Annotated in this window: 26 protein-coding genes and 1 pseudogene; 1 reads left to right on the top strand and 26 read right to left on the bottom strand. The window is 42.4% G+C overall.

Going from position 1 to position 24,814, the window contains the following annotated elements; genetic code table 11:
* Positions 1–11: 11 nt before the first annotated feature.
* The 16 genes from rpmC to ruvB form a co-directional block, all read right to left on the bottom strand.
* Positions 12–218, bottom strand: a complete 207-nt coding sequence (rpmC, locus tag IYQ92_RS07635; RefSeq protein WP_195676110.1) for a 50S ribosomal protein L29 — start codon at positions 216–218, stop codon at positions 12–14.
* A gap of 9 nt (positions 219–227) precedes the next feature.
* Complete coding sequence (gene rplP, locus IYQ92_RS07630) at positions 228–641, bottom strand: 50S ribosomal protein L16 (protein WP_003062852.1); 414 nt, start codon at positions 639–641, stop codon at positions 228–230.
* Between the two features lie 3 nt (positions 642–644).
* Entirely contained in the window at positions 645–1,298 is a 654-nt protein-coding gene (gene rpsC / locus IYQ92_RS07625) for a 30S ribosomal protein S3 (protein ID WP_195676109.1), read from the bottom strand.
* Between the two features lie 12 nt (positions 1,299–1,310).
* On the bottom strand, positions 1,311–1,655 hold the full coding sequence (gene rplV, locus IYQ92_RS07620; protein ID WP_000818141.1) for a 50S ribosomal protein L22: 345 nt from the start codon (positions 1,653–1,655) through the stop codon (positions 1,311–1,313).
* Between the two features lie 15 nt (positions 1,656–1,670).
* Positions 1,671–1,949 (bottom strand): 30S ribosomal protein S19, encoded by a 279-nt coding sequence (rpsS, locus tag IYQ92_RS07615; RefSeq protein ID WP_000533765.1) that lies wholly within the window; start codon positions 1,947–1,949, stop codon positions 1,671–1,673.
* Between the two features lie 92 nt (positions 1,950–2,041).
* Complete coding sequence (gene rplB, locus IYQ92_RS07610; RefSeq protein WP_195676108.1) at positions 2,042–2,875, bottom strand: 50S ribosomal protein L2; 834 nt, start codon at positions 2,873–2,875, stop codon at positions 2,042–2,044.
* Between the two features lie 17 nt (positions 2,876–2,892).
* The gene (locus IYQ92_RS07605; RefSeq protein WP_195676107.1) at positions 2,893–3,189 is read right to left on the bottom strand and encodes a 50S ribosomal protein L23; all 297 of its coding nucleotides are present in this window, start codon (positions 3,187–3,189) and stop codon (positions 2,893–2,895) included.
* The gene (gene rplD / locus IYQ92_RS07600; protein WP_195676106.1) at positions 3,189–3,812 is read right to left on the bottom strand and encodes a 50S ribosomal protein L4; all 624 of its coding nucleotides are present in this window, start codon (positions 3,810–3,812) and stop codon (positions 3,189–3,191) included. Before rplD ends, IYQ92_RS07605 begins: the two co-directional genes overlap by 1 nt.
* A gap of 23 nt (positions 3,813–3,835) precedes the next feature.
* The gene (gene rplC, locus IYQ92_RS07595; RefSeq protein ID WP_195676105.1) at positions 3,836–4,462 is read right to left on the bottom strand and encodes a 50S ribosomal protein L3; all 627 of its coding nucleotides are present in this window, start codon (positions 4,460–4,462) and stop codon (positions 3,836–3,838) included.
* A 106-nt stretch (positions 4,463–4,568) separates the two neighbouring features.
* A complete protein-coding gene (rpsJ, locus tag IYQ92_RS07590; protein WP_002885653.1) occupies positions 4,569–4,877 on the bottom strand; it encodes a 30S ribosomal protein S10 in 309 nt (102 codons plus the stop codon).
* A 218-nt stretch (positions 4,878–5,095) separates the two neighbouring features.
* Complete coding sequence (locus IYQ92_RS07585) at positions 5,096–6,376, bottom strand: MATE family efflux transporter (RefSeq protein WP_195676104.1); 1,281 nt, start codon at positions 6,374–6,376, stop codon at positions 5,096–5,098.
* 77 nt (positions 6,377–6,453) lie between these two features.
* A complete protein-coding gene (gene thrC / locus IYQ92_RS07580) occupies positions 6,454–7,938 on the bottom strand; it encodes a threonine synthase (protein WP_195676103.1) in 1,485 nt (494 codons plus the stop codon).
* A gap of 445 nt (positions 7,939–8,383) precedes the next feature.
* Positions 8,384–10,162 (bottom strand): acyltransferase family protein, encoded by a 1,779-nt coding sequence (locus IYQ92_RS07575; RefSeq protein ID WP_195676102.1) that lies wholly within the window; start codon positions 10,160–10,162, stop codon positions 8,384–8,386.
* Positions 10,159–10,524, bottom strand: a complete 366-nt coding sequence (locus tag IYQ92_RS07570) for a hypothetical protein (RefSeq protein ID WP_195676101.1) — start codon at positions 10,522–10,524, stop codon at positions 10,159–10,161. The genes IYQ92_RS07575 and IYQ92_RS07570 overlap by 4 nt, the downstream gene beginning before the upstream one ends.
* Before the next feature lie 27 nt (positions 10,525–10,551).
* Positions 10,552–10,983: a low molecular weight protein-tyrosine-phosphatase gene (locus tag IYQ92_RS07565; RefSeq protein WP_195676100.1), complete on the bottom strand. Its 432-nt coding sequence runs from the start codon at positions 10,981–10,983 to the stop codon at positions 10,552–10,554.
* Positions 10,984–11,118: 135 nt separating this feature from the next.
* Positions 11,119–12,120: a Holliday junction branch migration DNA helicase RuvB gene (gene ruvB, locus IYQ92_RS07560; RefSeq protein WP_195676099.1), complete on the bottom strand. Its 1,002-nt coding sequence runs from the start codon at positions 12,118–12,120 to the stop codon at positions 11,119–11,121.
* 108 nt (positions 12,121–12,228) lie between these two features.
* On the opposite strand from ruvB, the gene IYQ92_RS07555 reads away from it, so the two are divergent.
* Positions 12,229–12,891, top strand: coding sequence for a YoaK family protein (locus IYQ92_RS07555; protein WP_195676098.1), 663 nt, complete (start codon positions 12,229–12,231; stop codon positions 12,889–12,891).
* Between the two features lie 313 nt (positions 12,892–13,204).
* Here IYQ92_RS07555 and IYQ92_RS10345 read toward each other — a convergent pair.
* The 10 genes and pseudogenes from IYQ92_RS10345 to purH form a co-directional block, all read right to left on the bottom strand.
* A pseudogene (locus IYQ92_RS10345) lies at positions 13,205–13,330 on the bottom strand (IS30 family transposase); the annotation flags it as partial.
* Between the two features lie 64 nt (positions 13,331–13,394).
* The gene (locus IYQ92_RS07550; RefSeq protein WP_195676097.1) at positions 13,395–14,300 is read right to left on the bottom strand and encodes a helix-turn-helix domain-containing protein; all 906 of its coding nucleotides are present in this window, start codon (positions 14,298–14,300) and stop codon (positions 13,395–13,397) included.
* Positions 14,301–14,465: 165 nt separating this feature from the next.
* A complete protein-coding gene (gene purB / locus IYQ92_RS07545) occupies positions 14,466–15,761 on the bottom strand; it encodes an adenylosuccinate lyase (RefSeq protein WP_195676096.1) in 1,296 nt (431 codons plus the stop codon).
* Positions 15,762–15,851: 90 nt separating this feature from the next.
* Entirely contained in the window at positions 15,852–17,285 is a 1,434-nt protein-coding gene (locus IYQ92_RS07540) for a hypothetical protein (protein ID WP_195676095.1), read from the bottom strand.
* A gap of 15 nt (positions 17,286–17,300) precedes the next feature.
* On the bottom strand, positions 17,301–18,392 hold the full coding sequence (gene purK, locus IYQ92_RS07535) for a 5-(carboxyamino)imidazole ribonucleotide synthase (RefSeq protein ID WP_195676094.1): 1,092 nt from the start codon (positions 18,390–18,392) through the stop codon (positions 17,301–17,303).
* The gene (gene purE / locus IYQ92_RS07530) at positions 18,379–18,867 is read right to left on the bottom strand and encodes a 5-(carboxyamino)imidazole ribonucleotide mutase (protein WP_195676093.1); all 489 of its coding nucleotides are present in this window, start codon (positions 18,865–18,867) and stop codon (positions 18,379–18,381) included. Before purE ends, purK begins: the two co-directional genes overlap by 14 nt.
* 205 nt (positions 18,868–19,072) lie before the next feature.
* Positions 19,073–20,338, bottom strand: coding sequence for a phosphoribosylamine--glycine ligase (gene purD, locus IYQ92_RS07525; protein ID WP_195676092.1), 1,266 nt, complete (start codon positions 20,336–20,338; stop codon positions 19,073–19,075).
* A 373-nt stretch (positions 20,339–20,711) separates the two neighbouring features.
* Positions 20,712–22,064 (bottom strand): LysM peptidoglycan-binding domain-containing protein, encoded by a 1,353-nt coding sequence (locus IYQ92_RS07520; protein WP_195676091.1) that lies wholly within the window; start codon positions 22,062–22,064, stop codon positions 20,712–20,714.
* A 144-nt stretch (positions 22,065–22,208) separates the two neighbouring features.
* Complete coding sequence (locus IYQ92_RS07515) at positions 22,209–23,102, bottom strand: lytic exoenzyme target recognition domain-containing protein (protein WP_195676127.1); 894 nt, start codon at positions 23,100–23,102, stop codon at positions 22,209–22,211.
* A gap of 127 nt (positions 23,103–23,229) precedes the next feature.
* Entirely contained in the window at positions 23,230–24,780 is a 1,551-nt protein-coding gene (gene purH / locus IYQ92_RS07510) for a bifunctional phosphoribosylaminoimidazolecarboxamide formyltransferase/IMP cyclohydrolase (RefSeq protein ID WP_195676090.1), read from the bottom strand.
* Between the last annotated feature and the right edge of the window lie 34 nt (positions 24,781–24,814).

The following is a 24,814-nucleotide window of genomic DNA, read 5'->3' as shown; positions in this document are numbered from 1 at the left end:
TTCCCAATCTATTATTTCATTTCAGATTGCACAGTTTTAACACGTGCAATTTGTTTTTTCACTTCGTCAAGGCGAGCAGTTTTTTCAAGTTGACCTGCCGCAGCTTGGAAACGAAGATCAAAAAGTTCTTTTTTAAGTTCGCTTTCTTTCTTAGCAAGTTCTTCCTGAGAAAGACCACGAAGCTCTTTAACAAAATCTTTAATTTCTTGAAGTTTCATGTTTTCTCCTTATTCTGCTTCACGTTTTACGAATTTAGTCTTAACTGGCAATTTGTGGCTAGCAAGACGAAGCGCTTCACGTGCAACTTCTTCAGATACACCAGCGATTTCGAACATCACTTTACCACGTTTAACTGGTGCTACCCAACCTTCAGGTGCCCCTTTACCAGAACCCATACGTACACCGATAGCTTTAGCAGTGTATGATTTGTGTGGGAAGATTTTGATCCAAACTTTACCACCACGTTTCATGTAACGCGTCATAGCGATACGGGCAGCTTCGATTTGGCGGTTTGTGATCCAGTGGCTAGTTGTAGCTTGAAGACCGTATTCACCGAATGCGACTTCTTTACCACCTTTAGCTTCACCGCGCATTTTTCCACGGAATTCGCGACGGTGTTTAACACGTTTAGGTACTAACATTTGTTATTTGCCTCCTTTAGTGTTTTTGCGAGCTGGAAGAACTTCACCACGGTAAATCCAAACTTTAACACCAAGTTTACCGTAAGTTGTGTCAGCTTCTTCCCAAGCGTAGTCAATATCTGCGCGGAGTGTGTGAAGCGGAACTGTCCCTTCAGAATAGCCTTCGCTACGAGCAATATCTGCACCGTTCAAACGACCAGATACTTGAGTTTTAATTCCTTTAGCACCTGCACGCATTGTACGTTGGATAGCTTGTTTTTGAGCGCGACGGAAAGCAACACGTTGTTCCAATTGACGAGCAATGTTTTCACCAACAAGATGTGCATCCAAATCAGGTTGTTTGATTTCAATGATGTTGATGTGTACTTGCTTACCAGTCAATTTGTTAAGTTGAGCGCGAAGAGCGTCAACGTTTGATCCACCTTTACCGATAACCATACCTGGTTTAGCAGTATGAAGTGAAACGATAACTTTATTTACTGCACGTTCGATTTCAATTGTTGAAACTGAAGCGTCAGCCAATTCTTTATTGATGAATTTACGGATTGCAAGATCTTCATGAAGGTAATCCGCGTATTCTTTTTCAGCATACCATTTTGCATCCCAGTCACGAATAATACCGACACGCATACCAATTGGATGTACTTTTTGACCCACGATTTTACCTCCTTATTTTTCTGATACAACTACAGTTACGTGAGTTGTACGTTTGTTGATTGGTGAAGCTGAACCTTTCGCACGTGGACGGAAACGTTTCATTGTTGGTCCTTCGTTTGCGAATGTTTCAGATACTACCAAGTTAGCTTTTTCCAAACCAAAGTTGTTTTCTGCGTTAGCAATAGCTGAGTTAAGAGTTTTCTCAATAACACGAGCTGCTTTGTTTGGAGTAAATTTCAAGATTGCGATTGCGTCAGCAACGTTCTTACCACGGATAAGATCAAGTACTAGACGTGTTTTACGAGGTGAAACACGCACTGTACGAGCCATTGCTTTAGCTGAAGTAATTTCTGCCATTGTGTTCTCCCCCTATTAACGACGTGTTTTCTTATCGTCAGCTGCGTGACCTTTGTAAGTACGAGTTGGTGCAAATTCACCAAGTTTGTGACCTACCATGTCTTCTTGGATGTAAACTGGTACGTGTTTACGTCCATCATAAACTGCGATTGTGTATCCGATGAAACTTGGGAAAATCGTTGAACGACGTGACCAAGTTTTGATTACTTTTTTCTTTTCGTCATTTGCTTGAGCTTCAACTTTTTTCATCAAATGCTCATCGACGAAAGGTCCTTTTTTAAGACTACGTCCCATTTTGTAGTTTTCTCCTTTAAATTAGTACCACAACAGCTTGTGCGCTTTTAGCGCACTACCGAGTTGGCGGAATGTTTTAAGCTACTAAACGATTATTTATCGTTACGACGACGAACAATAAGTTTGTCTGATTTAGCTTTTTTGTTACGAGTTTTAAGACCAAGCGCAGGTTTACCCCAAGGAGTAGATGGCGCTTTACGTCCAACTGGTGCTTTACCTTCACCACCACCGTGTGGGTGATCGTTAGGGTTCATTACAGAACCACGAACTGTTGGGCGAACACCTTTCCAACGATTACGTCCGGCTTTACCAAGGTTAATTAATGATTGTTGTTCGTTACCAACTGTACCGATTGTAGCACGGCAAGTACCAAGAATCATACGAACTTCGCCTGATTGAAGACGAACAAGAACGTATTTACCTTCTTGACCAAGTACTTGAGCAGAAGCACCCGCAGCACGGATCAACTCAGCACCTTTACCAGGTTGCAATTCGATGTTGTGGATAACTGTACCCACTGGAATGTTTGCCAATGGAAGTGCGTTACCAACTTTGATATCTGCATCTGGGCCTGAAACAATGCGTTGACCTACTTCAAGACCTTTTGGTGCGATGATGTAAGCTTTAACACCGTCAGTATAGTGTACAAGGGCGATGTTAGCAGTACGGTTTGGATCGTATTCGATTGTTTTAACAACTGCTTCAACGTTATCTTTGTTACGTTTGAAGTCAATTACACGGTAGTGACGTTTGTGACCGCCACCTTGGTGACGAACAGTGATACGACCGTTGTTGTTGCGACCTGCTTTGCTTTTAAGTGAAACAAGCAATGATTTCTCAGGAGTGTTTGTTGTGATTTCAGCAAAATCCAAAGAAGTCATGTTACGACGGCCATTTGTCGTTGGTTTATAAACTTTAATACCCACGTTATTTCCTCCTTAGATTATTCAGCTTCAGTGGCAAACAACTCGATTGCTTTAGAATCAGCTGTAAGAGTAATAATAGCTTTTTTAGTTTTGCTTGAGAAACCTGTATAACGACCAACGCGTTTAGCTTTTGGTTTAACGTTAACAGTGTTAACACTTGCAACTTTAACGCCGTCAAATGCTGCTTCAACAGCTTGTTTGATCAACAATTTGTGTGCACGAGTGTCAACTTCAAAAGTGTATTTACCTGATTCAAGAGCAATCATTGATTTCTCAGTAATTACAGGTTTTTTGATTACGTCGTACAAATTCATTATGCAAGAACCCCCTCGATTGTAGAGATTGCTTCTTTAGTAACAAGAAGTTTGTCTGCGTTAACGATGTCAAGAACACTTGCAGTAGTTGCAGTAGCAACTGTAACGTTTGGAAGGTTACGAGCTGAAAGTGCAGCGAATTCGTTTCCTTCTTCAAGAATTACAAGTACTTTTGACTCAATGCTCAATGCTGAAAGAACTGATGCAAATTCAGCAGTTTTTGGAGCTGCAAATGAAAGGCTTTCTACAGCTACAAATTTTTCTTCAGCAACTTTAGCTGAAAGAACTGATTTCAACGCAAGGCGACGAACTTTTTGTGGAAGTTTGTAGCCGTATGAACGTGGAGTTGGTCCGAAGACAACACCACCACCACGCCATTGTGGTGAGCGGATAGAACCTTGACGAGCACGTCCAGTTCCTTTTTGACGCCATGGTTTACGTCCACCACCTGATACTGCTGAACGGTTTTTAACCGCATGAGTACCTTGGCGAAGGCTAGCGCGTTGGCTGATTACAACATCAAAAACAACTGATTCGTTTGGTTCGATACCGAAGATAGCGTCGTTCAATTCAACTGAGCTAACTTCTTTACCAGTTTGGTCAAATAGTTTTACGTTTGCCATTTTAACTGTTTTCTCCTTTCTTATTATTTAGCAGCTTTAACTGCTGATTTGATAGTGATAAGAGATTTCTTAGCACCTGGTACGTTACCTTTGATAAGGACAACGTTTTTCTCTGGGATAACTTGTACAATTTCAAGGTTTTGAATTGTTACACGGTTTCCACCCATACGTCCTGCCAAGTGTTTGTTTTTGAAAACACGGTTAGGAGCAACAGGTCCCATCGAACCTGGACGACGGTGGTAACGAGAACCGTGAGCCATAGGACCACGTGATTGACCATGGCGTTTGATAACACCTTGGAAACCTTTACCTTTAGATGTACCAGTTACATCAACAACATCTCCAGCTTCAAATTGTTCAACAGTAAGTTCTGCTCCAACTTCAACGCCTTCGATGTTTTTGAATTCACGGATGAAGCGCTTAGGAGCAGTGTTAGCTTTCGCTACATGGCCTTTGGCAGGTTTGTTGCTCAATACTTCGCGTTTGTCGTCAAAACCAACTTGAACCGCTTCGTAACCATCTGTTTCAACAGTTTTAACTTGAAGCACAACGTTTGGAGTTGCTTCGATGACAGTAACAGGGATAAATTCACCAGCTTCAGTGAAGACTTGAGTCATTCCCACTTTTTTCCCTAAGATTCCTTTTGTCATGAGAAAATATTTCCTTTACTTATTTTAATTTCAAAAAGTTTTTAATGAGCGTTTTTCATGCTCAAAAAAGTTTTTTACGAGCGTTTTTTGTGCTCAGAAATCAAAATTACAGTTTGATTTCTACGTTGACACCACTTGGAAGATCAAGTTTCATCAAAGCATCAACAGTTTTTTGTGTTGGGTTGATGATGTCGATCAAGCGTTTGTGTGTACGCATTTCGAATTGTTCGCGAGAATCTTTATATTTGTGAGTCGCACGAATAATTGTGTAAAGGCTACGTTCAGTTGGAAGTGGAACTGGTCCAGCAACTGTTGCACCTGTACGTGTTGCAGTTTCAACGATTTTTTCAGCCGCTGTATCAAGTGTACGGTGTTCGTATGCTTTCAAACGGATACGGATTTTTTTGTTTGCCATCTTTTCTCCTCTCGTCTATTTACGATAATAGGCTAGCTCCTCAAGAAAACCGACGTGCCTTTGCGTGGCAATGCAACCTAGCGTGTCGCAACCTCTTGTATCATAGCTAAAGCTGTTCATTTACAGCACCAGTATATAATATCAAATTTGGTGGCCCCTTGCAAGCATTTTGGCGTCTTTTTTTTGTAAAAAAATAATGTAAGCAATTCAGTAACTGCTTACATTTCTTTCATATATTGATGATAACACCATTTTAAGAAAATCCAGCGGAAGCTATTGTCAATAATGGTCGCTAACCAAACGCCCAATAGACCTAGGTGGGACACTATGCCTAAAACAACCCCCAAGCCAATGCGAAGCACCCACATGCCGATGGTAGTCGCATAAAATGGTAGTTTGGCTTGTCCCAGACCTTGCCAAAGTGCTGTGTAAACCATGGTTCCTGCTGCAGTTGGAGCTCCCAAGCCCGACATGATGATAACTATCATACTAGATGCCACTGCTGTTTTATCAGTTGTAAACAGATGTGTCAGAGGGTAGCCCAGCGCAAAAACTATCAGTCCTACGGCTGCCATTAAGCTAAACGCTATCCAATAGGATTGTTGAATCAACTTTTTAGTCTCCAGAAGATTACCTTGACCTACTAAATGCCCTGTTAATATGACAGTTGCTGTCGCCACTCCCATTCCCGGCATATAATTGAACTGCGTTATGACTTCACCGATGGCATTCCCTGCAACAACTTTTGTTCCAAAAGCAACAATTATAGCCACAATGGCGACATCTCCTGCACGCATCATCAGGCGTTCGCCAGCTGCTGGAAGGGCAATTGATAGAAAATTTCTATCAATCTTCAATCGGATACCTCCTAAAATATTTTTTATTGGAAGGTAGGTGGCTAGGATGATTATTCCGATTACCCTTGATAGAATGGTTCCAAGTGAGACGCCAACGATTCCTAAATGGAAGACATAAATAGCGATGGCAGACAAGATTACATTGATAATATTTGTCAGCAAGCTAACATACATAGGTAGCCTCGGCTTTCCTTCGACACGAAGAATGGCTCCAAAGGTTGTTTGTAACCCTAATATAACAATTGTCCCACCAATCAAAGACAAATATAAGCCACCCATGGCGGTAACATTACTTGCCGTCCCTAAAATTCCTAATGTCCAAGGACCAAGAAGAATTGAATACAAGCCTAATACTAGCCCCACCAAAAGGGTAATAAATACTGACTGCGACCGTAGCTGATTGGCTTCCGCTAACTGTCCCGCACCACTTTTTTTAGCCAATAAGCTTGAAGTAGCTGCTCCAAGAGCAATAAAGAGGGCTTGGTAAATGGCGATGATATTATTTGCTACAGATACGCCCGAGACGGCTGCAAGACCAAGCTGGGCAACAAGATAGTTATCAACCATCCCCATCAGCATCTGAAGGACGTTCTCTGCCATTGCAGGCAGAGCTAGGTTCATGATTTTCTTTTTCTGATTCATCTACTCTTTCCTATCTTAAATAGAAGAAAGCTGGGCAAATTTGCTCAGCTTCATTCTATTTATTGGAGTCTCATTTATTAGACACCTAAATATTTTTCAACAGCGTCTTGCATTTGAGCTACTGCAACAACGGTTTTATGTCGTACTTCCGCTGTTTCAAGTCCATCAACTGCTTTTGGAATAGCAACACCTGACAAGTCATGGAGTTCTTGAACCGCTTTGAAGTCATCTCCGCTATCCTTACCTGTAACTGCTTCGACCGCTACGCGAGGGAATTTATATGGGCTAGCTGTAGAGGCGATAACTGTAGGACGTTGGTCACCGGTTTTAGCTTTGTAAGCAGTGTAAACTGCTGACGCAACTGCAGTGTGTGGATCTTCGATGTAGTTGTCAGCCTTGTAAACACGGTTAATTTCTGCAGCTGTTTCTTCTTCTGTCGCATAGCCTGCGTCGAAAAGTTCAAGAATTTCTGGGCGAACAGCTTGGAGTTTGTATTCACCAGTTTCTACCAAAGCTTCCATCAATGATTTAGTAGCCTCAGCATCATTTCCAAGCAAATGGAAAATGAGACGTTCTAAGTTTGAAGATACCAAGATGTCCATTGATGGGCTTGTTGTGACTTTGAACTCACGTTTTTTATCGTAGACACCTGTGTTAAAGAAGTCTGTCAAGACATTGTTTTCATTTGAAGCACAGATAAGTTTGCCAACTGGAACACCGATTTGGCTAGCATAGTAGGCAGCAAGGATGTTACCGAAGTTTCCTGTTGGAACTGTAAAGTTGACTTGATCGCCATTTTGGATAGCTCCTGATTTGATCAATTGTGCATAGGCGTAAACATAGTAAACAACTTGTGGGACCAAGCGACCGATATTCATTGAGTTGGCCGATGAGAATTGTGTTTTTTGCGCTAGCAATTTGACGCGAAGCGCCTCATCATTAAACATCGCCTTAACATTAGTTTGAGCATCGTCGAAATTACCGTCAATGGCGATAACATGTGTGTTAGCACCTGTTTGTGTGGTCATTTGAAGCTCTTGAATCTTGCTGACACCATCTTTGGGATAGAAAACGATAATTTCTGTTCCTGGCACGTCAGCAAAACCTGCCATAGCCGCTTTACCTGTATCTCCAGAGGTTGCTGTCAAGATAACAATTTTATTGTCAACGCCTTGTTTTTTAGCTGAGGTTGTCATCAAGTATGGCAAGATTGATAGAGCCATATCTTTGAAAGCGATGGTTGACCCGTGAAAAAGCTCCAAATTGTATTGACCAGTCAAATCCACCAATGATGCGATAGCTGGTGTATCAAACTTACTGTCGTAGGCGTTAGTGATACAGTAATCTAACTCTTCCTCAGTAAAGTCATCCAAAAAAGCTGACAAAACGATTTTAGCTACTTCTTGGTATGAAGCATCTTTTAATTGGTTGAAATCAAGGTTAACTTCTGGAAGACTGATTGGCGTGAAGAGTCCACCATCTGTTGCCAAACCTTGCAAAATGGCCTGGCTAGCAGTTACTTTGTTATTGGTATCGCGCGTTGATTGATATACTAGTGTCATGTTTTTTCCTCATATTAAGATAGTCTTTTAAATATTGTAACATAATTTTCTGAATATTTGAGAAAATTTTTATTAAAAGCCTATAACTATTACTCATCAGTGTTTGAAAAAAGCTGAAGCAGTTGCTCCAGCCCTCTGTGCCATGTTATGCTAAACTTTCCCAACGTGAATCAATTCCTGCAATTGCAATCCAAACGTCAGCAATGAGGTCGTAAATCATACCAGCCATTATTCTTCCTACCTTTTTCCTTATCTTTTTTTCACCTATATTATAGGGCTTTTAAGGCTATCTGTAAACGTTTTTTCGAATTTGTAAACATTCTGAATTATCGTTATTATAAGATAATTTTGAACCCTTTCTACTAGGAAATTTGCGGTCTTTTTGACCTCTTTAACTCTGATGATGCAAAAAGGCTAGAACCATCAAAGTTCTAACCTTTAACCCTTATTTTGCATCTTTTTTAGCAGCTGTTTGGACAGCCTTTTGAACCGTTTGAACGTAGAGGTCGGCACCTGTTGAATCACTATCACTGTAGTGAACACCATCTGTGCCGGTCCAAATTTCAGGATGGTCTGTTGCAACTTGGTACCAATCAGCCACTGCAACGTAACTGTATTTCTTAGCCAATTGGAGTTCATAATCACGAACCTCAGCTACCTGGGTAATATTTTTAGCATTATAAGGACTAACCAAGACGAGACGATAGCCAGATGGCAGGGCATCGGTAAACTTCTTAAGGTCACGCTTATAATTATCAAGTGAATTAACACCAACTGCTAAAACAATCGTCTTAGAGAGACTATTTGTCTTGATATGATTTTCAAAAATATCATAAGCTTCGCTGAAATTACGGCTGACCGCTGCGTCTAACTGAGCCCCTGGCATCAATTTTGTGAAAGCACTGCTAGAACGAAGGGCAACGGAGTCACCGATAATTGTAATATCACTCAATGCACTAGCATCACCAGCTGCAAGAGTATGGGTACGATTGGTATTAGTACTTGCTTGTTGTAAAGAATTTACCAAAAGCTCCGTTTCAAATTTACCAACACTTGGTGAGAAGGTGGCGGTTAACAAGGTAACCAGCGTCAGCACACCCAAAATAGCATAAACCAGTTTGGCATAAGGTTTGAGGTCAAAATCCCAACTCCAAAGCGCAGCTTTTTTCCCAGCGATGAAGGGTTCAACCACATAGAAGGAAATCGTCGCAAAAACCATTGAGAAAATTACCGTCAGAATCGATGCTAACCAGTTGGGAGCCAACTGCCCAAAAATGATGTAGAAAGGCCAGTGAAAAAGGTAAATCCCATAACTGACATCAGCAATATAATTGATAACTGCTGGTTCCTTGGCATTAGGCGTCTGGTCATTGAGAACACGCGCCGCATAAATCATGACCGATCCGAAAAGGCTAGCCAAAACAAAGCCAAAGAGGTAGGTCAAAATATTATTGAAATTTAAAGCGAAAGTCAAGATCACCAAGAGAGCAAAGCTCCCTACCATAATGCCAATTGTCTTTGGTCTACTCCAGAGGCGAACATTTTTCTTGAAACGACTGGTGGTTTCTTTAATCCCTGACATAGTCGCAAACATAGCCCCTAGGAAAAATGGGAAAATGTGCGATAGCGTTGAGAAGTAGATTGTAGAGAAATTACTTACCAAAAACGCTCGTACAAACATGGTCAGAAAACTAATGGCAAAAATCACTGCCGAAGCTAAGAACAAGGTCCCGCGATAGTGCTGTTGATTTTTCGACCACTTAGCTAATAACCAAGCAAAGAGCCCCCAAAGAATGTAAAAATGAACCTCAATAGACAAGCTCCAGGTATGAACAAAAAGATGAGGAATAAACTGACTCTCGTAATTTCCCCCCGTCAAAATCTCATAGAAATTGCTGGTGAATCCCAGAGCTGTTGCAATTTGCCCACCAATTCCAGCACGGTAATCACTACGCACCAAGAAGGTGAAGGGAATAGTTACCAGGACCATCAAGACTAAAGGAGGGACAATCCGATAAAATCGCCGCCTCAAAAATCCGATGATATCAATTTTCTTAGACCGCACGAATTCATCAACCAGCAGTGCTGTAATCAGGTAGCCAGAGAAGGTGAAGAAAATATCTACTCCAATGAAGCCACCGGTAAAAATCTTCGTATAGAAATGGTAGAGTAAAACTAATAAAAGCCCCGTCACCCTAACCAAAGAAAACCATTTTATTCTCATTTTTGATAAATCCCCTGTTTAAACGTGCCTTTATAGACCTTACCATTTTTAGCATTTAAGGTTCCTTGACCATCCGGTTGCCCCTTTTTAAAGTCGCCGGTGTAAGACCAGCCATTTTTAGAGGTGAAAGTTCCTTGACCACTGAAAGTCCCATTCACAAAATCGCCCTCATAAGTATCGCCGTTGCTATAGGTCAATTTTCCCTTACCATTCATGCGGTGATTCACCACGGTTCCTTTGTAAACCAAGGCTCCCTTATCATAAGTCAAGGTCGCTTGAGACGGCAGACTCACTGTCAAGACCGATAAACCAAGGACAAGAATCACAATCACAGCGATAATTTCAAACTGATTGCGAGTCATTGTAAATCTTCTACTTTTCTTCAAGAGTTATTCTCCTAAAATCTTATTTAACCATTGGGCACAGCCAGCGGTTACTAAGTGATATGTTTCTTCAAAGTCGCCCGTGTACCAGGGATCTGGAACGCCGCCATCACAAAAGAGAGCAATTTTATCATCGTAACGTCCATTCGAAAACATCCTCAAATCACGAACGTTCTGCTCATCCATACCGATGATAAGATCAAATGTTCCAAAATCGGACTGACTGATTGACTGAGAAACCTTACCCTTATCATAAGCGATAGCATATTTTTGAAAAATCTTTTGAGTGCCTGAATGGATGGGATTACCATGCTCCCAAGTTGATGTCGCACGACTTTCAACCCAGAGTTCTTGCTTCTTATCCAAATGTTTCATGACGAATTCCGCCATCGGGCTACGGCAAATATTCCCAAGGCAAACAAAACAGACTTTTTTCATGAGAAACTCCTTATGTTTATTATAACAAAATTTTTTCTGTTATAATACCTTAACTTAATTGTGACGGTCTTGTCTCACAGCCATGCCCATTATTTTAAGCCAAAAAAGCTGAGCTCCATGAAGTCAGCTTAGTCATTATTGTTGATTGGGTTGTTGGTAACCTAGATGTTCATAGGCTCGCGCCGTTGCCACGCGCCCCGTCCGAGTTCTCATGATAAAGCCTTTTTGAATGAGATAGGGCTCGTACATGTCCTCGACCGTATCACGCTCTTCCGCAATATTGACTGACAACGTCCCCAAACCAACGGGACCTCCACCATACATCTCAATCATGGTACGGAGAATCTTTTGGTCAACATAGTCTAGACCCTCATGGTCCACATCAAGCATGGTCAATGCTTTGTCCGTAATCTTATCATCGATGAGCCCGTCACCCATAATCTGTGCGTAGTCACGCACACGTTTCAAGAGACGGTTGGCGATACGAGGGGTTCCACGACTTCGGCGGGCTAATTCTAAAGCAGCTTCATGGGTAATTTCCATCTCAAAAATATCAGCGGTCCGCTCAACGATTTCCGTCAAATCAGCCTCTTCATAGTATTCCATGTGTCCCGTAATCCCAAAACGCGCCCGCAATGGATTTGACAACATGCCCGCACGAGTGGTTGCCCCAATCAAAGTGAATGGTGGTAAATCAAGATGGACACTACGCGTCGTATCACCAGCACCAATCATAATGTCAATGTAGAAATCTTCCATGGCGCTATAGAGCACCTCTTCCACCGCCATAGGCATACGGTGAATTTCATCGATGAAAAGGACATCGCCTGGTTCTAGGTCATTGAGAATAGCAACCAAGTCTCCCGCTTTTTCAATGGCAGGACCCGAAGTTTGCTTGAGATTGACGCCAAGTTCATTGGCAATAACAAAGGCCATAGTCGTCTTACCAAGACCAGGAGGCCCAAACAAGAGCACATGGTCCAAAGACTCATCACGCAATTTTGCCGCCTCAATAAAAATTTTTAGCTGGTCCTTGACCTTATCCTGCCCGATATATTCTCTTAAATATTGTGGACGAAGGGTACGTTCAACGAACTCCTCGTCACCCATTGTTTCACTATCTAAAAATCTTGTCATGTTCTTATTATAGCACAAAAATCCCTACAAATTCCTTTACATAAGCTTGTTTCTGGACCACAATCGTACTACAATATAAGTTAAGATTATTTAGGAAGTTAGACCAACATGAGTAAGCATTATCGTATTTTTGAGCACCGTAGGGTCGCTGTTCTCCTCACCTTTATCAGCGGTTTCCTCGACGGCTTCTCCTATCTGACTCAGGGAGGCCACTTCGTTGGCATGCAGACAGGGAACCTGATTATGGCAACGGTTCATCTGGCTGATGGAAAATTAGCTGTCGCTAGCACCTATCTTCCTCCCATACTTGCCTTTCTCCTAGGACAGGTTATTCACCATTTCCTCCGAGAAGAATTGATGCAGCGCCACATTCATTGGCATCGTTTCAATGCGCTATTAATCCTACTACTAACCTTTGTCACTGCGGTGCGTACACCTTATGTCACATCCAATGTAACCGTTAGCCTACTATCCTTCGTTAGTTCGCTCCAGCTCAGCACCTTCACCAAGGTCCGTGGCTTAGCCTATGCCAATATGATGATGACTGGTAATCTCAAACGCCTAGCTCTGCTATTGACCAAAGGTATCAGCCAAAAAAATAAAGACCTTCTCACCCAAGCCTCTCACATCTTTTTTGCCATTATCTCTTTCGCACTCGGCGTCTACCTAGCTGCCGTACTATCAAAAAGCTACCACGAGTATGCTCTCTACGCAGTCCTACTACCGCTCATTGCTGTGAATGTGATACTGTACTTTGAGAGAGTTGAATAAGGAAAAAAGAAACAAACGAAGCAGTTCACAATGCTTCGTTTGTGTGTTTTAAAGATTCCACCAACCAGCTCCTGAAAGTAAAAAGCCAGGAAATTTCAAAAGTAAGTTTAATAGTACCATAGTAAGTACAGATATCGCTAATTTTTTCATTTCTCTTAACTCCTTAATCTTTATAAAGCTATTATAAAGATTTGCCAGCAAATACAACATGACAAATTTGTCATATCCGATTGGAAAATTTTTTTGAAGATATTTTTCCCTCCACTTGTCAAGTCAAGTGCAACAAAGTTCCATCTGAGAAAGTCCTATTATGTTATGCGGTTTGAGCTAGCTTAAACCGTTTTTTAGCTGATTGATAACCAATTAGTCTCCTTGGTCTATCATTGATGGCTTGTGTGTAACTCTCCAAATCACTTAGAGTAAGGTCTTTAAGAGACAATTATAGCAATTACTTAATCTATGTGCTTTAAAACTAAAGCTGTCTGCACTTTGACCAATGTATATTATACTTGGTCTTTTTCCCATTCCTCAGTTAACTTATTTTTTAGATAATGATCACCAATCAAATCGGCAAATAAGACTGCTTTTTGATAATGCTCCTCTGCCTTAACATTGTCATTTAGCATTATTAGATAATATTTCCACTCTACTAAATTTAAAATTGGGCGTTTTTGGAAATCATTCATCTCCTCCATTAGCTGGCTACTCTTTTCAATAACCTTCTGAACTATGTCCCCACGACCTCTCTCAAAAGCTAGTAATATATTTCCTAAAAGCATATTATTTAATTGAAATTTTTCTGCTAAATCATGTGGCTCCCAATTCAACAACTTTGTAATTACTCGATAATAATTATTATCATTATAAAAATAATGACTAGTATCTTTTTCATATGAAAGATAAGTCAAATATAAATCCAGCAATATCAAGTCATTAACCTTATAAGTTCTCTTTGCCACCACTTGTTCAAAGTAATCCTTTAACACATCATCTTCAAAGTCAATATCCTCTTCATCATGAGTATCTAGCTTAAACATCAAACAGTCGATAACAACACACTCTTCTTCTGGTATTTGACGATAAAATTCATTATAAATCGTTTCTAGCAGTTCTCTCCTTGCTTTCACACGAGAACTATCACTATAAGTAGGTATTCTTAAAAGTTGATTTTTCATTGTTACATAACGATTGGGCAATTTTAACCGGTCCTCATCAACCAACTCCCCAACAGTCAACTCCAAGCACTTCGCTATATAGGTTACTTTCGATAAACTAGGCGTCGACTGGTCTCCCTCAATACGTGCCAACTGCCTTACAGATAATTCTGATTCATCTCCACAAAGTTCCTCGCGGGTCATGCCATATTCTTTCCGTATTCTCCCAACCTTTGCTCCAAATGTCTCTTCCATAACCATCTCCTTTGTCTAGTAAATAAATTTGGTATAGAGTCTATTTTATCATAAACTCCCAAAACTAGAAAAAACTTTCACTTACCTGTATTAGTGCAAAATTTACAGGTCTGATGTTTAAAGTACACAAAAACAGGCTACAACACATAGCCTGCTGTTTTATTATTAATCCAACCCCACGCGCTTGAAAATTTCATCCACGCACTTGGTGTAGTAAACTGGGTTGAAGATTTCATCGATTTCTTCTTGAGTGAGACGTGAAGTGACTTCTGGATCCGCTTCGAGCAGTGGCTTGAAGTCTACTTGGTTGTCCCAAGAGTAGGCTGTTTTTGGTTGAACAAGGTCGTAAGCTTGTTCACGGGTCATGCCTTTTTCAATCAAGGTCAACATAGCCCGCTGGCTGAAAATAAGACCAAAGGTTGAGTTCATGTTGCGGATCATGTTTTCTGGGAAGACCGTCAAGTTCTTAACGATGTTTCCAAAACGGTTGAGCATGTAGTCAATCAAGATGGTTGTATCTGGTGTGATGATACGCTCAGCTGATGAGTGAGAGATATCACGTTCATGCCAAAGGGACACATTTTCATAAGCTGTTACCATGTGACCACGGATAACACGCGCAAGACCTGTCATGTTTTCAGAACCGATAGGGTTGCGTTTGTGAGGCATAGCAGATGAACCTTTTTGCCCTTTAGCAAAGAACTCTTCCACTTCACGTTGTTCTGATTTTTGAAGACCACGAATTTCAGTTGCCATACGCTCGATAGAAGTTGCGATGCTGGCAAGAACCGCAAAGTACTCAGCGTGAAGGTCACGAGGAAGGACTTGTGTTGAAATTTCTTGAGCACGGATACCCAATTTGTCGCAGACGTATTTTTCAACGAATGGTGGGATGTTGGCAAAGTTACCAACCGCACCAGAAATCTTACCGGCTTCCACACCAGCAGCCGCATGCTCGAAACGCTCAATGTTACGTTTCATTTCGCTGTACCAAGTTGCCAATTTAAGCCCAAAAGTTGTCGGCTCAGCGTGCACACCGTGGGTACGACCCATCATGATAGTGAACTTGTGTTCTTTAGCCTTGTCTGCCACGATTTTAGTGAAGTTCTCAAGATCCTTGCGAATGATATCGTTGGCTTGTTTGTAGAGGTAACCATAGGCAGTATCGACCACGTCAGTAGATGTCAAGCCATAGTGAACCCACTTGCGCTCTTCACCAAGAGTCTCAGAAACAGCACGTGTGAAGGCCACTACATCATGACGAGTTTGCTGCTCAATTTCCAAAATACGGTCGATGTCAAAGTCCGCTTTTTCACGAATCAAAGCCACATCTTCCTTAGGGATTTCCCCCAACTCAGCCCATGCCTCGTCAGCCAAGATTTCCACCTCAAGCCAAGCACGGTATTTATTTTCTTCACTCCAAATGTTCGCCATCTCAGGGCGAGAGTAACGGTTGATCATGGTTGTTTCTCCTATTTTTACTGTTTCCTAATTTTTTATTAAAGTCTATAGTTCTTTTTATATGAGTTAAAATGTCAGAATAGTAAATTCTTATTGTTTTCTTTTTGCTACCTTTCTCTTTTTCCTTATTCTTTTTTTCAGTTTCTTTTCTCTATTGCTACTAGCTTTATTACTTGACATTAGTTTAGAAATCTCTTCACGCTTTATCCAATAAATTGTTGGTGTAACTCCGTCTGTGATTAATTTCAATTTACGAAATGTATAGATTATTTCTAGTATATAAAAAATTAGGGATAAGTTGACAATACATAACTTAGCAAAGTCTATAATAGAATATTTTTCAGTTCTAACTCTACCACCGTATTTATCCTCAAAAATAATTTCTTGATTATCAACATCCACATGAGAGCTATAATGTTGAATTGCATTTCTGATTTTATTATTAAGGCTACTCACTGGTTTGCTAAACCGTTCCGAAATGTTCAAATAAGATTGTTCTGGATTATTTTGATTAATTTTCTGAAACTTATTGGTGATTTTTTCAAGGTCATTTAAATATGTTTTTCCATTGTAGCATTCATTGTAGCTATTCCTCTCAAAAATATTATTAAGTGCTATAACGAGATTAATATTATCAAGAATCCACTCATAACTTGAAGCATAAAATTCATTTAATTCTTTACAGTTTGCCGCAGAAATTCCATCTTCATTCTGATTTAAATCTTCATAATTTCCAACATTCATCAAGGTAACTGCAGGAATCAAGATATGATAAATTTTAGCGAAAGCTGTAATTTTATCAAAAGCGGTTTTCTCAATCATATCAAAACTACTTGTAATATGATTGCTGTATTTAAGTAACTCATCTCTGTGTTGCTCTGAACTATAAATACGATTGCTTAATTCGGTATATTCAGACAAGGAGTTTTCTCCAAGAATAAAATTTATACCAGAGGTAGTCAAAAATAACTGATGTAAGGCCATGGTGGCATCCGAAAAGTTCTTCACTTCCGTTATTGGTGTTAATCCTTTGTAATCACTTAATAGCCGGTTTAATTCTGGATATAAATATTTATCTTTTTGATTCCAATATAGATTATATAAACGTTTAAAATTATCTAGCTTTCCATCCCTGATAAAGTCTGCGAATATTCTCGTGTTCTGAAATTTTTTAATATCAGTTAAATCATTTTTTTTACCCATCCTAGCCATTTGAGCCATAAATGGAGCTAATCCATCAAATTGACTTTCTCTTAAATACAATTTTCGAGTTGGAAACTCTGCAGAAATTTCTAAACACCATATAGGAAAATTCGTTAATTTATCATAGTTAGGATCGTTTATATCAAGAATTTGTGCATTTGTTAAAGATATACCGAACGGTTCAAATTCAACTCTCCCAGTAATTTCCGTTTTACACTCTGGACAATTTAGAACAAAATCAACAGGAAAATTCCCCATCTGAATTCTTAAGTTAACGCATTTATTACAAGTAGAACACAGAATAAATTCATTATTAGTCATGTTTATAACTCTCTCCTAAAAATCAATCCCTTCCCCAAACTCATCCACACTATCCGGTTCATCACTAAACAAAGTCACATGTCCCATTTTGCGGTTGTGCTTCGCTTCTATTTTACCATACATGTGGAGGTGAGCGCTTGGATTTTCTGTGACATATGTTTCAGCGGCCTCGACGTGTTGTCCGAGGACATTGAGCATAACAGCTGGGGCATGCAGTTTGATAGCTGGCAATGGTGCTCCGAGAACACCCAAGATATGGGTGTCAAACTGAGAGAAGTCGCAGGCTTCGATTGAGTAGTGTCCTGAGTTATGTGGGCGTGGGGCAATCTCATTGACAACGATGTCATCAGCTGTCGCAAACATTTCCACGCAGAGAGTTCCAGATAAGTTAAGCTGTTCAGCGATTCGCACTGCCATAGCTTTGGCCTTATCAGCCAGACTTTCTGAAATGCGGGCTGGCACGATGGTTTTCGAAAGAATGTTATTGCGGTGGATATTTTCCTGAACTGGGAAAACCGTCACGTCCTTACCATTACCAGACACAATGACAGAAATTTCAAGGTCGAAGGTCACAAACTCTTCCAAGACGCACTCCGCATGGTTTGCCAATTCCATAGCGTCAGCCAGATTTTCTTCTGATTTGATAACCACTTGCCCATGACCATCGTAGCCACCTGTTGCGGTTTTGAGGACGTAGTTCTTAGACAGGTCTAGGTTTTCCAAGTCTAGGCTTGATGTGACTACCTTGTAAGGTGCCACAGTAATGCCTGCCTTGTTTGACAGGAAGTCCTTTTCAAAGATACGGTTTTGAGAGATGCGGAGTAAGTCCGTTCCCTGTGGCAATTGTCCTAGCTTGATGACCTTGTCCAAAGCATCTGCGTCCACGTTTTCAAACTCGTAGGTCAGCACGTCACAACGCGCAGCCAATTGTGCCAAAGCCTCAACGTCGTCGTAGTCAGCTACAATCATGTCCGACACGCGCGATGCTGGGCAGTCGACCGCTGGGTCCAGGGTCACCACCTTGTGACCCATGTAGATAGCAGAGATTGCCATCATCTGACCCAGCTGCCCGCCTCCGATAATGCCGATGATTTTAGATGAGTTCATCCGTTGAAGCCTCCGCGATTTTTCCTTGTTCCTCTGCAAAATGGGCTAGCGCCTCCGCCAAGTTTTGGTCCTCAATGGCAAGGATTCGGAGAGCTGTGAGGGCAGCGTTGGTAGCTCCCGCCTCACCAATAGCCATGGTTGCCACAGGCACCCCACCAGGCATCTGAACAATCGAATAGAGGGAATCGACACCGCTGAGGGCGCGCGATTTGACGGGAACACCGATGACAGGGAGGGTTGTCTTGGCTGCGACCATACCTGGAAGGTGGGCAGCGCCACCCGCGCCTGCGATAATGATTTTGATACCACGACCGCGTGCTTCTTCGGCATGTTTGAACATAAGGTCAGGGGTGCGGTGGGCAGAGACGACTTTTTTCTCGTAAGGAACTTGGAACTGATCCAAGACCTCAGCTGTTTTTTGCATGGTTGCCCAATCGGATTTTGAGCCCATGATGATGGAAATGACTGGTTGCATATGAATATCCTTTTCTTTTTAATAATGGTCTTATGTGGTGAGGTCGGAAACAAACCTTCGGTTTCATTCCTAAACCTTGAGCCTAGGGTCTCAAGGTTTCCCTCGACCGTAACTTTCAGTTACGGTCTTTTTCACCACGGCGACCATTATCGGTGTGGCTCGCTTCGCTCGCAATAGCAGAGCTGATAAGCTTTTTTGTCTATTCTTAATCTTTCAAGGCTTTGCTTCCGATGTCTGTTCGGTAGAAGAGGCCTTCTGTGTTTTGGGTTTTGAGTTGGTTGTAGATGATGTCTTGCGCAGCTTGGACGGTGTCTGCTGTGGTGACGAGCATGTAAACGCGTCCGCCGTTTGATAGCAGGGCTCTGCCATTTTCTGCAAACTTAGCGCCTGCGTAGTAGGTGATGATGTCGCCGTCAGTTTTGGCTGGCAGTTTCACACCTTTGTCATAAGCGAGTGGGTAGCCGTTTGAGGCAACGACCACGCCTAGGGTCACGCCTCCGTCCGTCCATGTGATGCTTGGATCCTTGCCATCAAGGATATCGCTGATGTTTTGAGCGAAGTTTGAAGTCAGGCGAGGGAGGATAATCTGAGTTTCAGGGTCACCAAAGCGGGCGTTGAACTCGATAACCTTAGGTCCGTCCGCTGTCAAGATGAGACCGCAGTAGAGAATCCCAAGATAAGGGCGTCCTTCAGCAATCATACCCTTAAGGACAGGTTTGACGATGGCTTCAACTGCTGTGTCCACTACTGACTGAGAAAGTTGAGGTACTGGCGCATAGGCACCCATGCCGCCTGTGTTTGGTCCCTTGTCGCCATCATAAGCTCGCTTGTGGTCTTGGGCTGTCGGCATGATGTAGAACTTATCGCCGTTGACGAAGGCAAAGAGGGAGAATTCTTCCCCATCCAAAAATTCTTCGATGACCACGCGCGCACCAGAATCCCCGAACTTATTGTCCAGCAGCATCTCGTGAGCTGCTTCTACCGCTTGCTCCACGGTCTCTGCCACGACCACCCCCTTACCCAGCGCTAGCCCATCCGCCTTGACCACGATAGGCGCACCCTGCGCCTCGATGTAGGCCTTAGCTTTTTCAAAGTCGGAAAATGTGCCATAGGCTGCTGTCGGAACGCCGTATTTGACCATGATTTCCTTGGCAAAGTCTTTTGACCACTCAAGCTCCGCTGCCAAACGAGTCGGACCGAAGGCTTTAAGCCCAGCTTGGTTGAAATCATCAACGATACCAGCCGCTAGCGCATCATCAGGACCAATAAAGCTCCAAGCGATATCATTTTCTTTAGCAAAATCAATCATTTTAGAATGTTCGGAAATAGCGATATCTACCAAATCCAAATCATCCAAGGTCATGCCATCATTCCCAGGTGCCACAAAGACCTGTTCAACACCATCAGACTCCAACAACTTCTTAGCAATCGCATGTTCACGACCGCCTGAACCAACAACCAAGATTTTCATGATATACCTCGTTTTACGAATTATTCTTTTACATTATAACACATTTGTTCGGTAAAATGTAAAAACAACCCAAAAAGTAATCCGAATCAACTTACTTTTTATAACTGTCGTTAGTTAATATCAAATTTCCCTTTTCTAAAAATCACTTTTAAATCAAAAAAGAACAACCTGAGCTACTACTCAAATGTTGTTCTAGGAGATTATTTTAATCTAGTCGATATAGCTTTACCATAACAGCTACTGTCAGATTGAGGAGCGGAGCCGTGAGAAGATGAGTCGTGGCCACTGCTACGAAAAAGATACATTTACTGTTTGAACTTTAGTCCATTACAGCGAGAGGTAACGAAGCTAAACTCAAATCTTAACTAAAGTTTTAGTAGGTCAATGACACGTGCACATGATCATAGTGGTTAGCTGTTGCGCTACCACGGTCCGGCATTGCGCCCCATGTGTTAGCTGCGCCGTAGATGTTGTTTTGTGTTGAATAGAATTGTTGTTCCCAAATGATGTAGCTTACACCAAGAGAAGCGTAGTTATCAATAACGTATTGAGCTACGGCTGCACCTTCAGCAGATGATGAGACCATGATATCAAGGGCTGTACCTGTTCCGTGGTCTTGGTCGCCAGCACGGTAGCCACCGATATTTGTGATACCTGTCGCGTTAGCGATTTGATTTTTCACTTCGATACCGTGAGCTGTTAAACCTGTATTTGGTGTTGTTGGAACAACCGTCTGCGCGGTTTCTGATGCTGCTGGGGCTTCTGAAATAATTTCTGAACTTGCTTCTGAGCTAGCTGTCGTTTGAGTAGCAGATTCGCTGCTGACTTCTGAACTGGCTGTTTCACTTGTTGGAGCCTCGCTACTTGCCTGTTCGGATTGTGCAGCTTCCGCAGATGCTTTTTGTGCTAAGATTTCAGCTGTCATGCTGGCAATATCAGCAGTGCTTGACTCGCTAGTTTCTGAGCTTGCATCCGTAGCGGTTTCTAATGCTTGAGCCTCTTCTGATGCCGCTTCACTGCTTGCTTCTGAACTACTTGCTTCGCTTGACACTCCACTTGTTGCTGCTTCACTAGAAACTTCGCTTGAGGCTTGCTCAGAAGTTGCGCTAGCCTCTTGACCACTGACCTCTGAGGCTACTTCAGAGCTTGCTTCTGTGCTTTGTGCGTTAGCAACTGCGGCTTCGGCGGCTGCTTTTTGCTCCAAGATTGCTGCGGTTTGAGCTTGGACGTTGGTCGCGCTGGTTGTATCTGCTGTTACTTCTGAACTTGCAGGCTCAGATGCCACCACACTGCTAGCCACTGGCGTTTGGACTTGGTCCAAATTCACCGTCTGGTCCTTAAATGTCACTTCATTAGTTGTCAAATCGGCTGACGCTACCACTTGGTTGTCATCGCTAGCTGTCGTTGGTGTTTCAATCTGCAGGCTAGTCGCTTCTTGATTGCTGTTATAAGTTGCTGTGAGAACCGTATCTGGGAAAATCAAGTTAATATCAGTAATCGAATTGAGTTTAGCCAAAACATCCACATCGATATTCATAGCTTCTGCAATAGTGCTGAGCGTATCGCCATACTTGATGGTATAAGTCACTTTGTTATCTTGACTGACAAGTTCTGACTTGATTTGATCCACCGTACGAGGTGACCAATCATCTGCACTAGCATGAGTTGCCGCAAAGGCCACAAGGGCTACGGTCGACAGTAAAAGTTTTTTAGTTGTTGTCGTCATAATCTATCATAAATCCTTTATTCAAATTTTAAGTACTTCCTATACTACCATAATTTTTATCAAGAACAACATGAATGCGAGTCATTTAAAGAAATGTGTTAGAGCTGTCATTTTTGTAATATTTCGTATTGTTTGAAAGAAGGACTAATTTCCACTCAACAAATGATTGAGGTTATCCACGCGCAGCCATGATGTCCGCCCATTGGTAAACTGTGTTTTTGCCCAGCGGTAACCAGCAGTTCCTTGAATGGGATTGCCCACAGAGACGGTTGTTTTTGGATTAAAGACAAAGTAGCTGCCGTTTTGTAAGACTTGGTCTGCGGTCAGGTTACCATTGGCATCCACTTCATCAATCTCTGAAGCTGGAATACCATTATCCTGCCATTCAAAACCAACAGGAACAAGCTCGTTATTCTTGACTAGCCAGGTTCCGTTAATCTTTTGAAGGTCATCAACGCGGTAACGTTTGAGGCCGCTCTGCTGATTGGAAGGTTGATTATTTGAAATGACTGGGTTTGAAACGGGCGTGGCAACTGGTGATGGTACAGCTGATTGTCCTGTGAAGTTTGGTGCTTGCGAAATCATGCTAGTCGGGTCAATGCGCCCCGCTCTGCCATTTTGAAAATTAGGCGATGAAGGGAGAAACTCGAAATGAAGGTGAGGTCCAGTCACTTGTCCAGTCGCGCCAACATAGCCGATAATATCTCCTTGCTTGATGCGTGCGCCTGTCGATGTCGCGATGCGAGACATGTGGGCGTAACCGCTGTGCATGCCGTCAGCATGCTGGATGAGGACACAATTTCCAGCCAACCAAGTCATCCAAGAGTGCTGAGCACCTGGACCAGCAAATTTCACAGTCCCATCTGCTACCGCTCGAATTGGTGTTCCAGTCGGTACAGCATAATCAACACCACTATGTCCTGCATAGCCATTGAAACCAGTTGTGATTCGACCGTTGTCGATTGGTTTGGTATAGGTCGCTGCTAAAACAGATTGACTCATCGCTAGAGAAAGTCCACCTAAAACTGCAACTGACATCACTTTCGCAAAGCTTTTATTCAATAAAAAATCCTCCATCATAACGAATACTTGCAAGCTACTGAGTGCCTACAATTTATTATTCGTAACTGGGAGAATTTTTTATGATTTAATTTGATTTTTTGTATTAGTGTCTAAAGTGACGAACGCCTGTAAAGACCATGGCAATGCCATACTTGTCGGCTGCTTCGATGACTTCTTGGTCACGGACAGAGCCACCGGGTTGGACAATAGCCTTGATACCTGCGGCTGCGATTTCTTCGATGTTGTCCGCAAACGGGAAGAAGGCATCGCTGGCAAGAACTGCGCCATCAAGGCGACCAGCTGCGTGTTCAAGAGCGATCTTAACAGCACCGACACGGTTGGTCTGACCAGGTCCGACACCAAGTGTCATGCGGTCGTTAGCCACCAAGATACCGTTTGATTTGACGTACTTGATAGCCTTCCAGGCAAATTCAAGGGCTGTGAATTCTGTCTCGTTTGGTTGGCGTTTAGTTACGGTCTTCCAGTCAGCTGGATTTTCCTTGACCACGTCTTGGTTTTGCACCAAAAGTCCGCCGACCACGCCAGTGTATTCTTTTTCAACTTCGCTCTCTGCTTGGGCGTCAAATGGCAATTCCAAGATACGAAGATTTTTCTTTTTGGTTGTAAGAATAGCTAGCGCTTCGTCTGAATAAGACGGTGCAATGATGATTTCTAAGAAGATGGCGTGCATTTTCTCAGCGGTAGCCGCATCCACCTCATGGTTAAGAACGACGATACCACCAAAAATAGAAACTGGGTCAGCAGCGTAAGCATTGTCCCAAGCCCCTTCAATCGTGTCAGCCTGCCCGATACCGCAAGGGTTCATGTGCTTGAGGGCAACGACGGTTGGCTTGTTGGTGAAATCGCGGATGATGCGAATGGCTGCATCAGCATCACGAATGTTGTTGAAGGATAGCTCCTTACCGTTGAGCTGCTTAGCTGACGCAATCGAATAATCCGTCGGAATGGCAGATTGGTAGAAGTCGGCATCCTGCTGAGGATTTTCCCCATAACGCATAGGTTGTTTGAGGTCATAGGTGATGGTCAACTTTTCAGGTTTGGTCTCGCCGACCTGCGTTGTGAAGTAGTCCGCAATCAAGGCATCGTAGGCCGCTGTGTGGCGGTAAACCTTGGCCGCCAAACGTTGGCGAGTTTCGTAAGTTGTTTCACCAGAAGCCTTGAGCTCGTCAAGAACGACAGCGTAGTCAGTTGGGTCAACTATAACAGTCACGCTGGCATGATTTTTAGCCGCAGAACGCAACATAGAAGGTCCACCGATGTCAATATTTTCCACAGCTTCGGCATAAGTCACGTCTGGTTTCAAAATGGTTTCCTTGAAGGGATAAAGGTTAACCACCACAAGGTCGATGAGTTCAATCTTGTTATCTCTGGCAGCCTGCAAGTGGCTGTCGAGGTCACGACGAGCCAAAAGACCGCCGTGGATATTTGGATGAAGAGTCTTGACACGGCCGTCCATCATCTCAGGAAAACCAGTCACATCATCAATAGCGATGGTGTCAAGTCCAGCCTCATCAAGGGCTTTCTTAGTCCCACCAGTTGAGATAATATCCCAGCCGAGGGCTTTCAATTCTTGGGCAAAATCAACAATGCCCGCTTTATCAGAAACACTAATCAGTGCGCGTTTAGTAGTCATTTATTCTCCTTAAATGGTCTTTCGATAGTCTTTT

Source organism: Streptococcus sp. HF-1907 (assembly GCF_015594605.1).
GTDB lineage: Bacteria > Bacillota > Bacilli > Lactobacillales > Streptococcaceae > Streptococcus.
This window is presented reverse-complemented; position numbering and strand designations above follow the sequence as displayed.

Bases quoted from the DNA above. Each gene is read 5' to 3' on its own strand.
- IYQ92_RS07555 (WP_195676098.1), top strand. From the start codon at position 12,229: ATGAGTAAGCATTATCGTATTTTTGAGCACCGTAGGGTCGCTGTTCTC.
- purH (WP_195676090.1), bottom strand. From the start codon at position 24,780: ATGACTACTAAACGCGCACTGATTAGTGTTTCTGATAAAGCGGGCATT.
- IYQ92_RS07540 (WP_195676095.1), bottom strand. From the start codon at position 17,285: ATGACTAATAATGAATTTATTCTGTGTTCTACTTGTAATAAATGCGTT.
- rpsJ (WP_002885653.1), bottom strand. From the start codon at position 4,877: ATGGCAAACAAAAAAATCCGTATCCGTTTGAAAGCATACGAACACCGT.
- rpmC (WP_195676110.1), bottom strand. From the start codon at position 218: ATGAAACTTCAAGAAATTAAAGATTTTGTTAAAGAGCTTCGTGGTCTT.
- ruvB (WP_195676099.1), bottom strand. From the start codon at position 12,120: ATGACAAGATTTTTAGATAGTGAAACAATGGGTGACGAGGAGTTCGTT.
- purE (WP_195676093.1), bottom strand. From the start codon at position 18,867: ATGCAACCAGTCATTTCCATCATCATGGGCTCAAAATCCGATTGGGCA.
- IYQ92_RS07515 (WP_195676127.1), bottom strand. From the start codon at position 23,102: ATGTCAGTTGCAGTTTTAGGTGGACTTTCTCTAGCGATGAGTCAATCT.
- purD (WP_195676092.1), bottom strand. From the start codon at position 20,338: ATGAAAATCTTGGTTGTTGGTTCAGGCGGTCGTGAACATGCGATTGCT.
- thrC (WP_195676103.1), bottom strand. From the start codon at position 7,938: ATGACACTAGTATATCAATCAACGCGCGATACCAATAACAAAGTAACT.
- IYQ92_RS07605 (WP_195676107.1), bottom strand. From the start codon at position 3,189: ATGAATTTGTACGACGTAATCAAAAAACCTGTAATTACTGAGAAATCA.
- rplV (WP_000818141.1), bottom strand. From the start codon at position 1,655: ATGGCAGAAATTACTTCAGCTAAAGCAATGGCTCGTACAGTGCGTGTT.
- purB (WP_195676096.1), bottom strand. From the start codon at position 15,761: ATGATCAACCGTTACTCTCGCCCTGAGATGGCGAACATTTGGAGTGAA.
- IYQ92_RS07550 (WP_195676097.1), bottom strand. From the start codon at position 14,300: ATGGAAGAGACATTTGGAGCAAAGGTTGGGAGAATACGGAAAGAATAT.
- IYQ92_RS07585 (WP_195676104.1), bottom strand. From the start codon at position 6,376: ATGAATCAGAAAAAGAAAATCATGAACCTAGCTCTGCCTGCAATGGCA.
- IYQ92_RS07565 (WP_195676100.1), bottom strand. From the start codon at position 10,983: ATGAAAAAAGTCTGTTTTGTTTGCCTTGGGAATATTTGCCGTAGCCCG.
- rplD (WP_195676106.1), bottom strand. From the start codon at position 3,812: ATGGCAAACGTAAAACTATTTGACCAAACTGGTAAAGAAGTTAGCTCA.
- IYQ92_RS07570 (WP_195676101.1), bottom strand. From the start codon at position 10,524: ATGACTCGCAATCAGTTTGAAATTATCGCTGTGATTGTGATTCTTGTC.
- IYQ92_RS07520 (WP_195676091.1), bottom strand. From the start codon at position 22,064: ATGACGACAACAACTAAAAAACTTTTACTGTCGACCGTAGCCCTTGTG.
- purK (WP_195676094.1), bottom strand. From the start codon at position 18,392: ATGAACTCATCTAAAATCATCGGCATTATCGGAGGCGGGCAGCTGGGT.
- rplC (WP_195676105.1), bottom strand. From the start codon at position 4,462: ATGACAAAAGGAATCTTAGGGAAAAAAGTGGGAATGACTCAAGTCTTC.
- rpsS (WP_000533765.1), bottom strand. From the start codon at position 1,949: ATGGGACGTAGTCTTAAAAAAGGACCTTTCGTCGATGAGCATTTGATG.
- IYQ92_RS07575 (WP_195676102.1), bottom strand. From the start codon at position 10,162: ATGAGAATAAAATGGTTTTCTTTGGTTAGGGTGACGGGGCTTTTATTA.
- rplP (WP_003062852.1), bottom strand. From the start codon at position 641: ATGTTAGTACCTAAACGTGTTAAACACCGTCGCGAATTCCGTGGAAAA.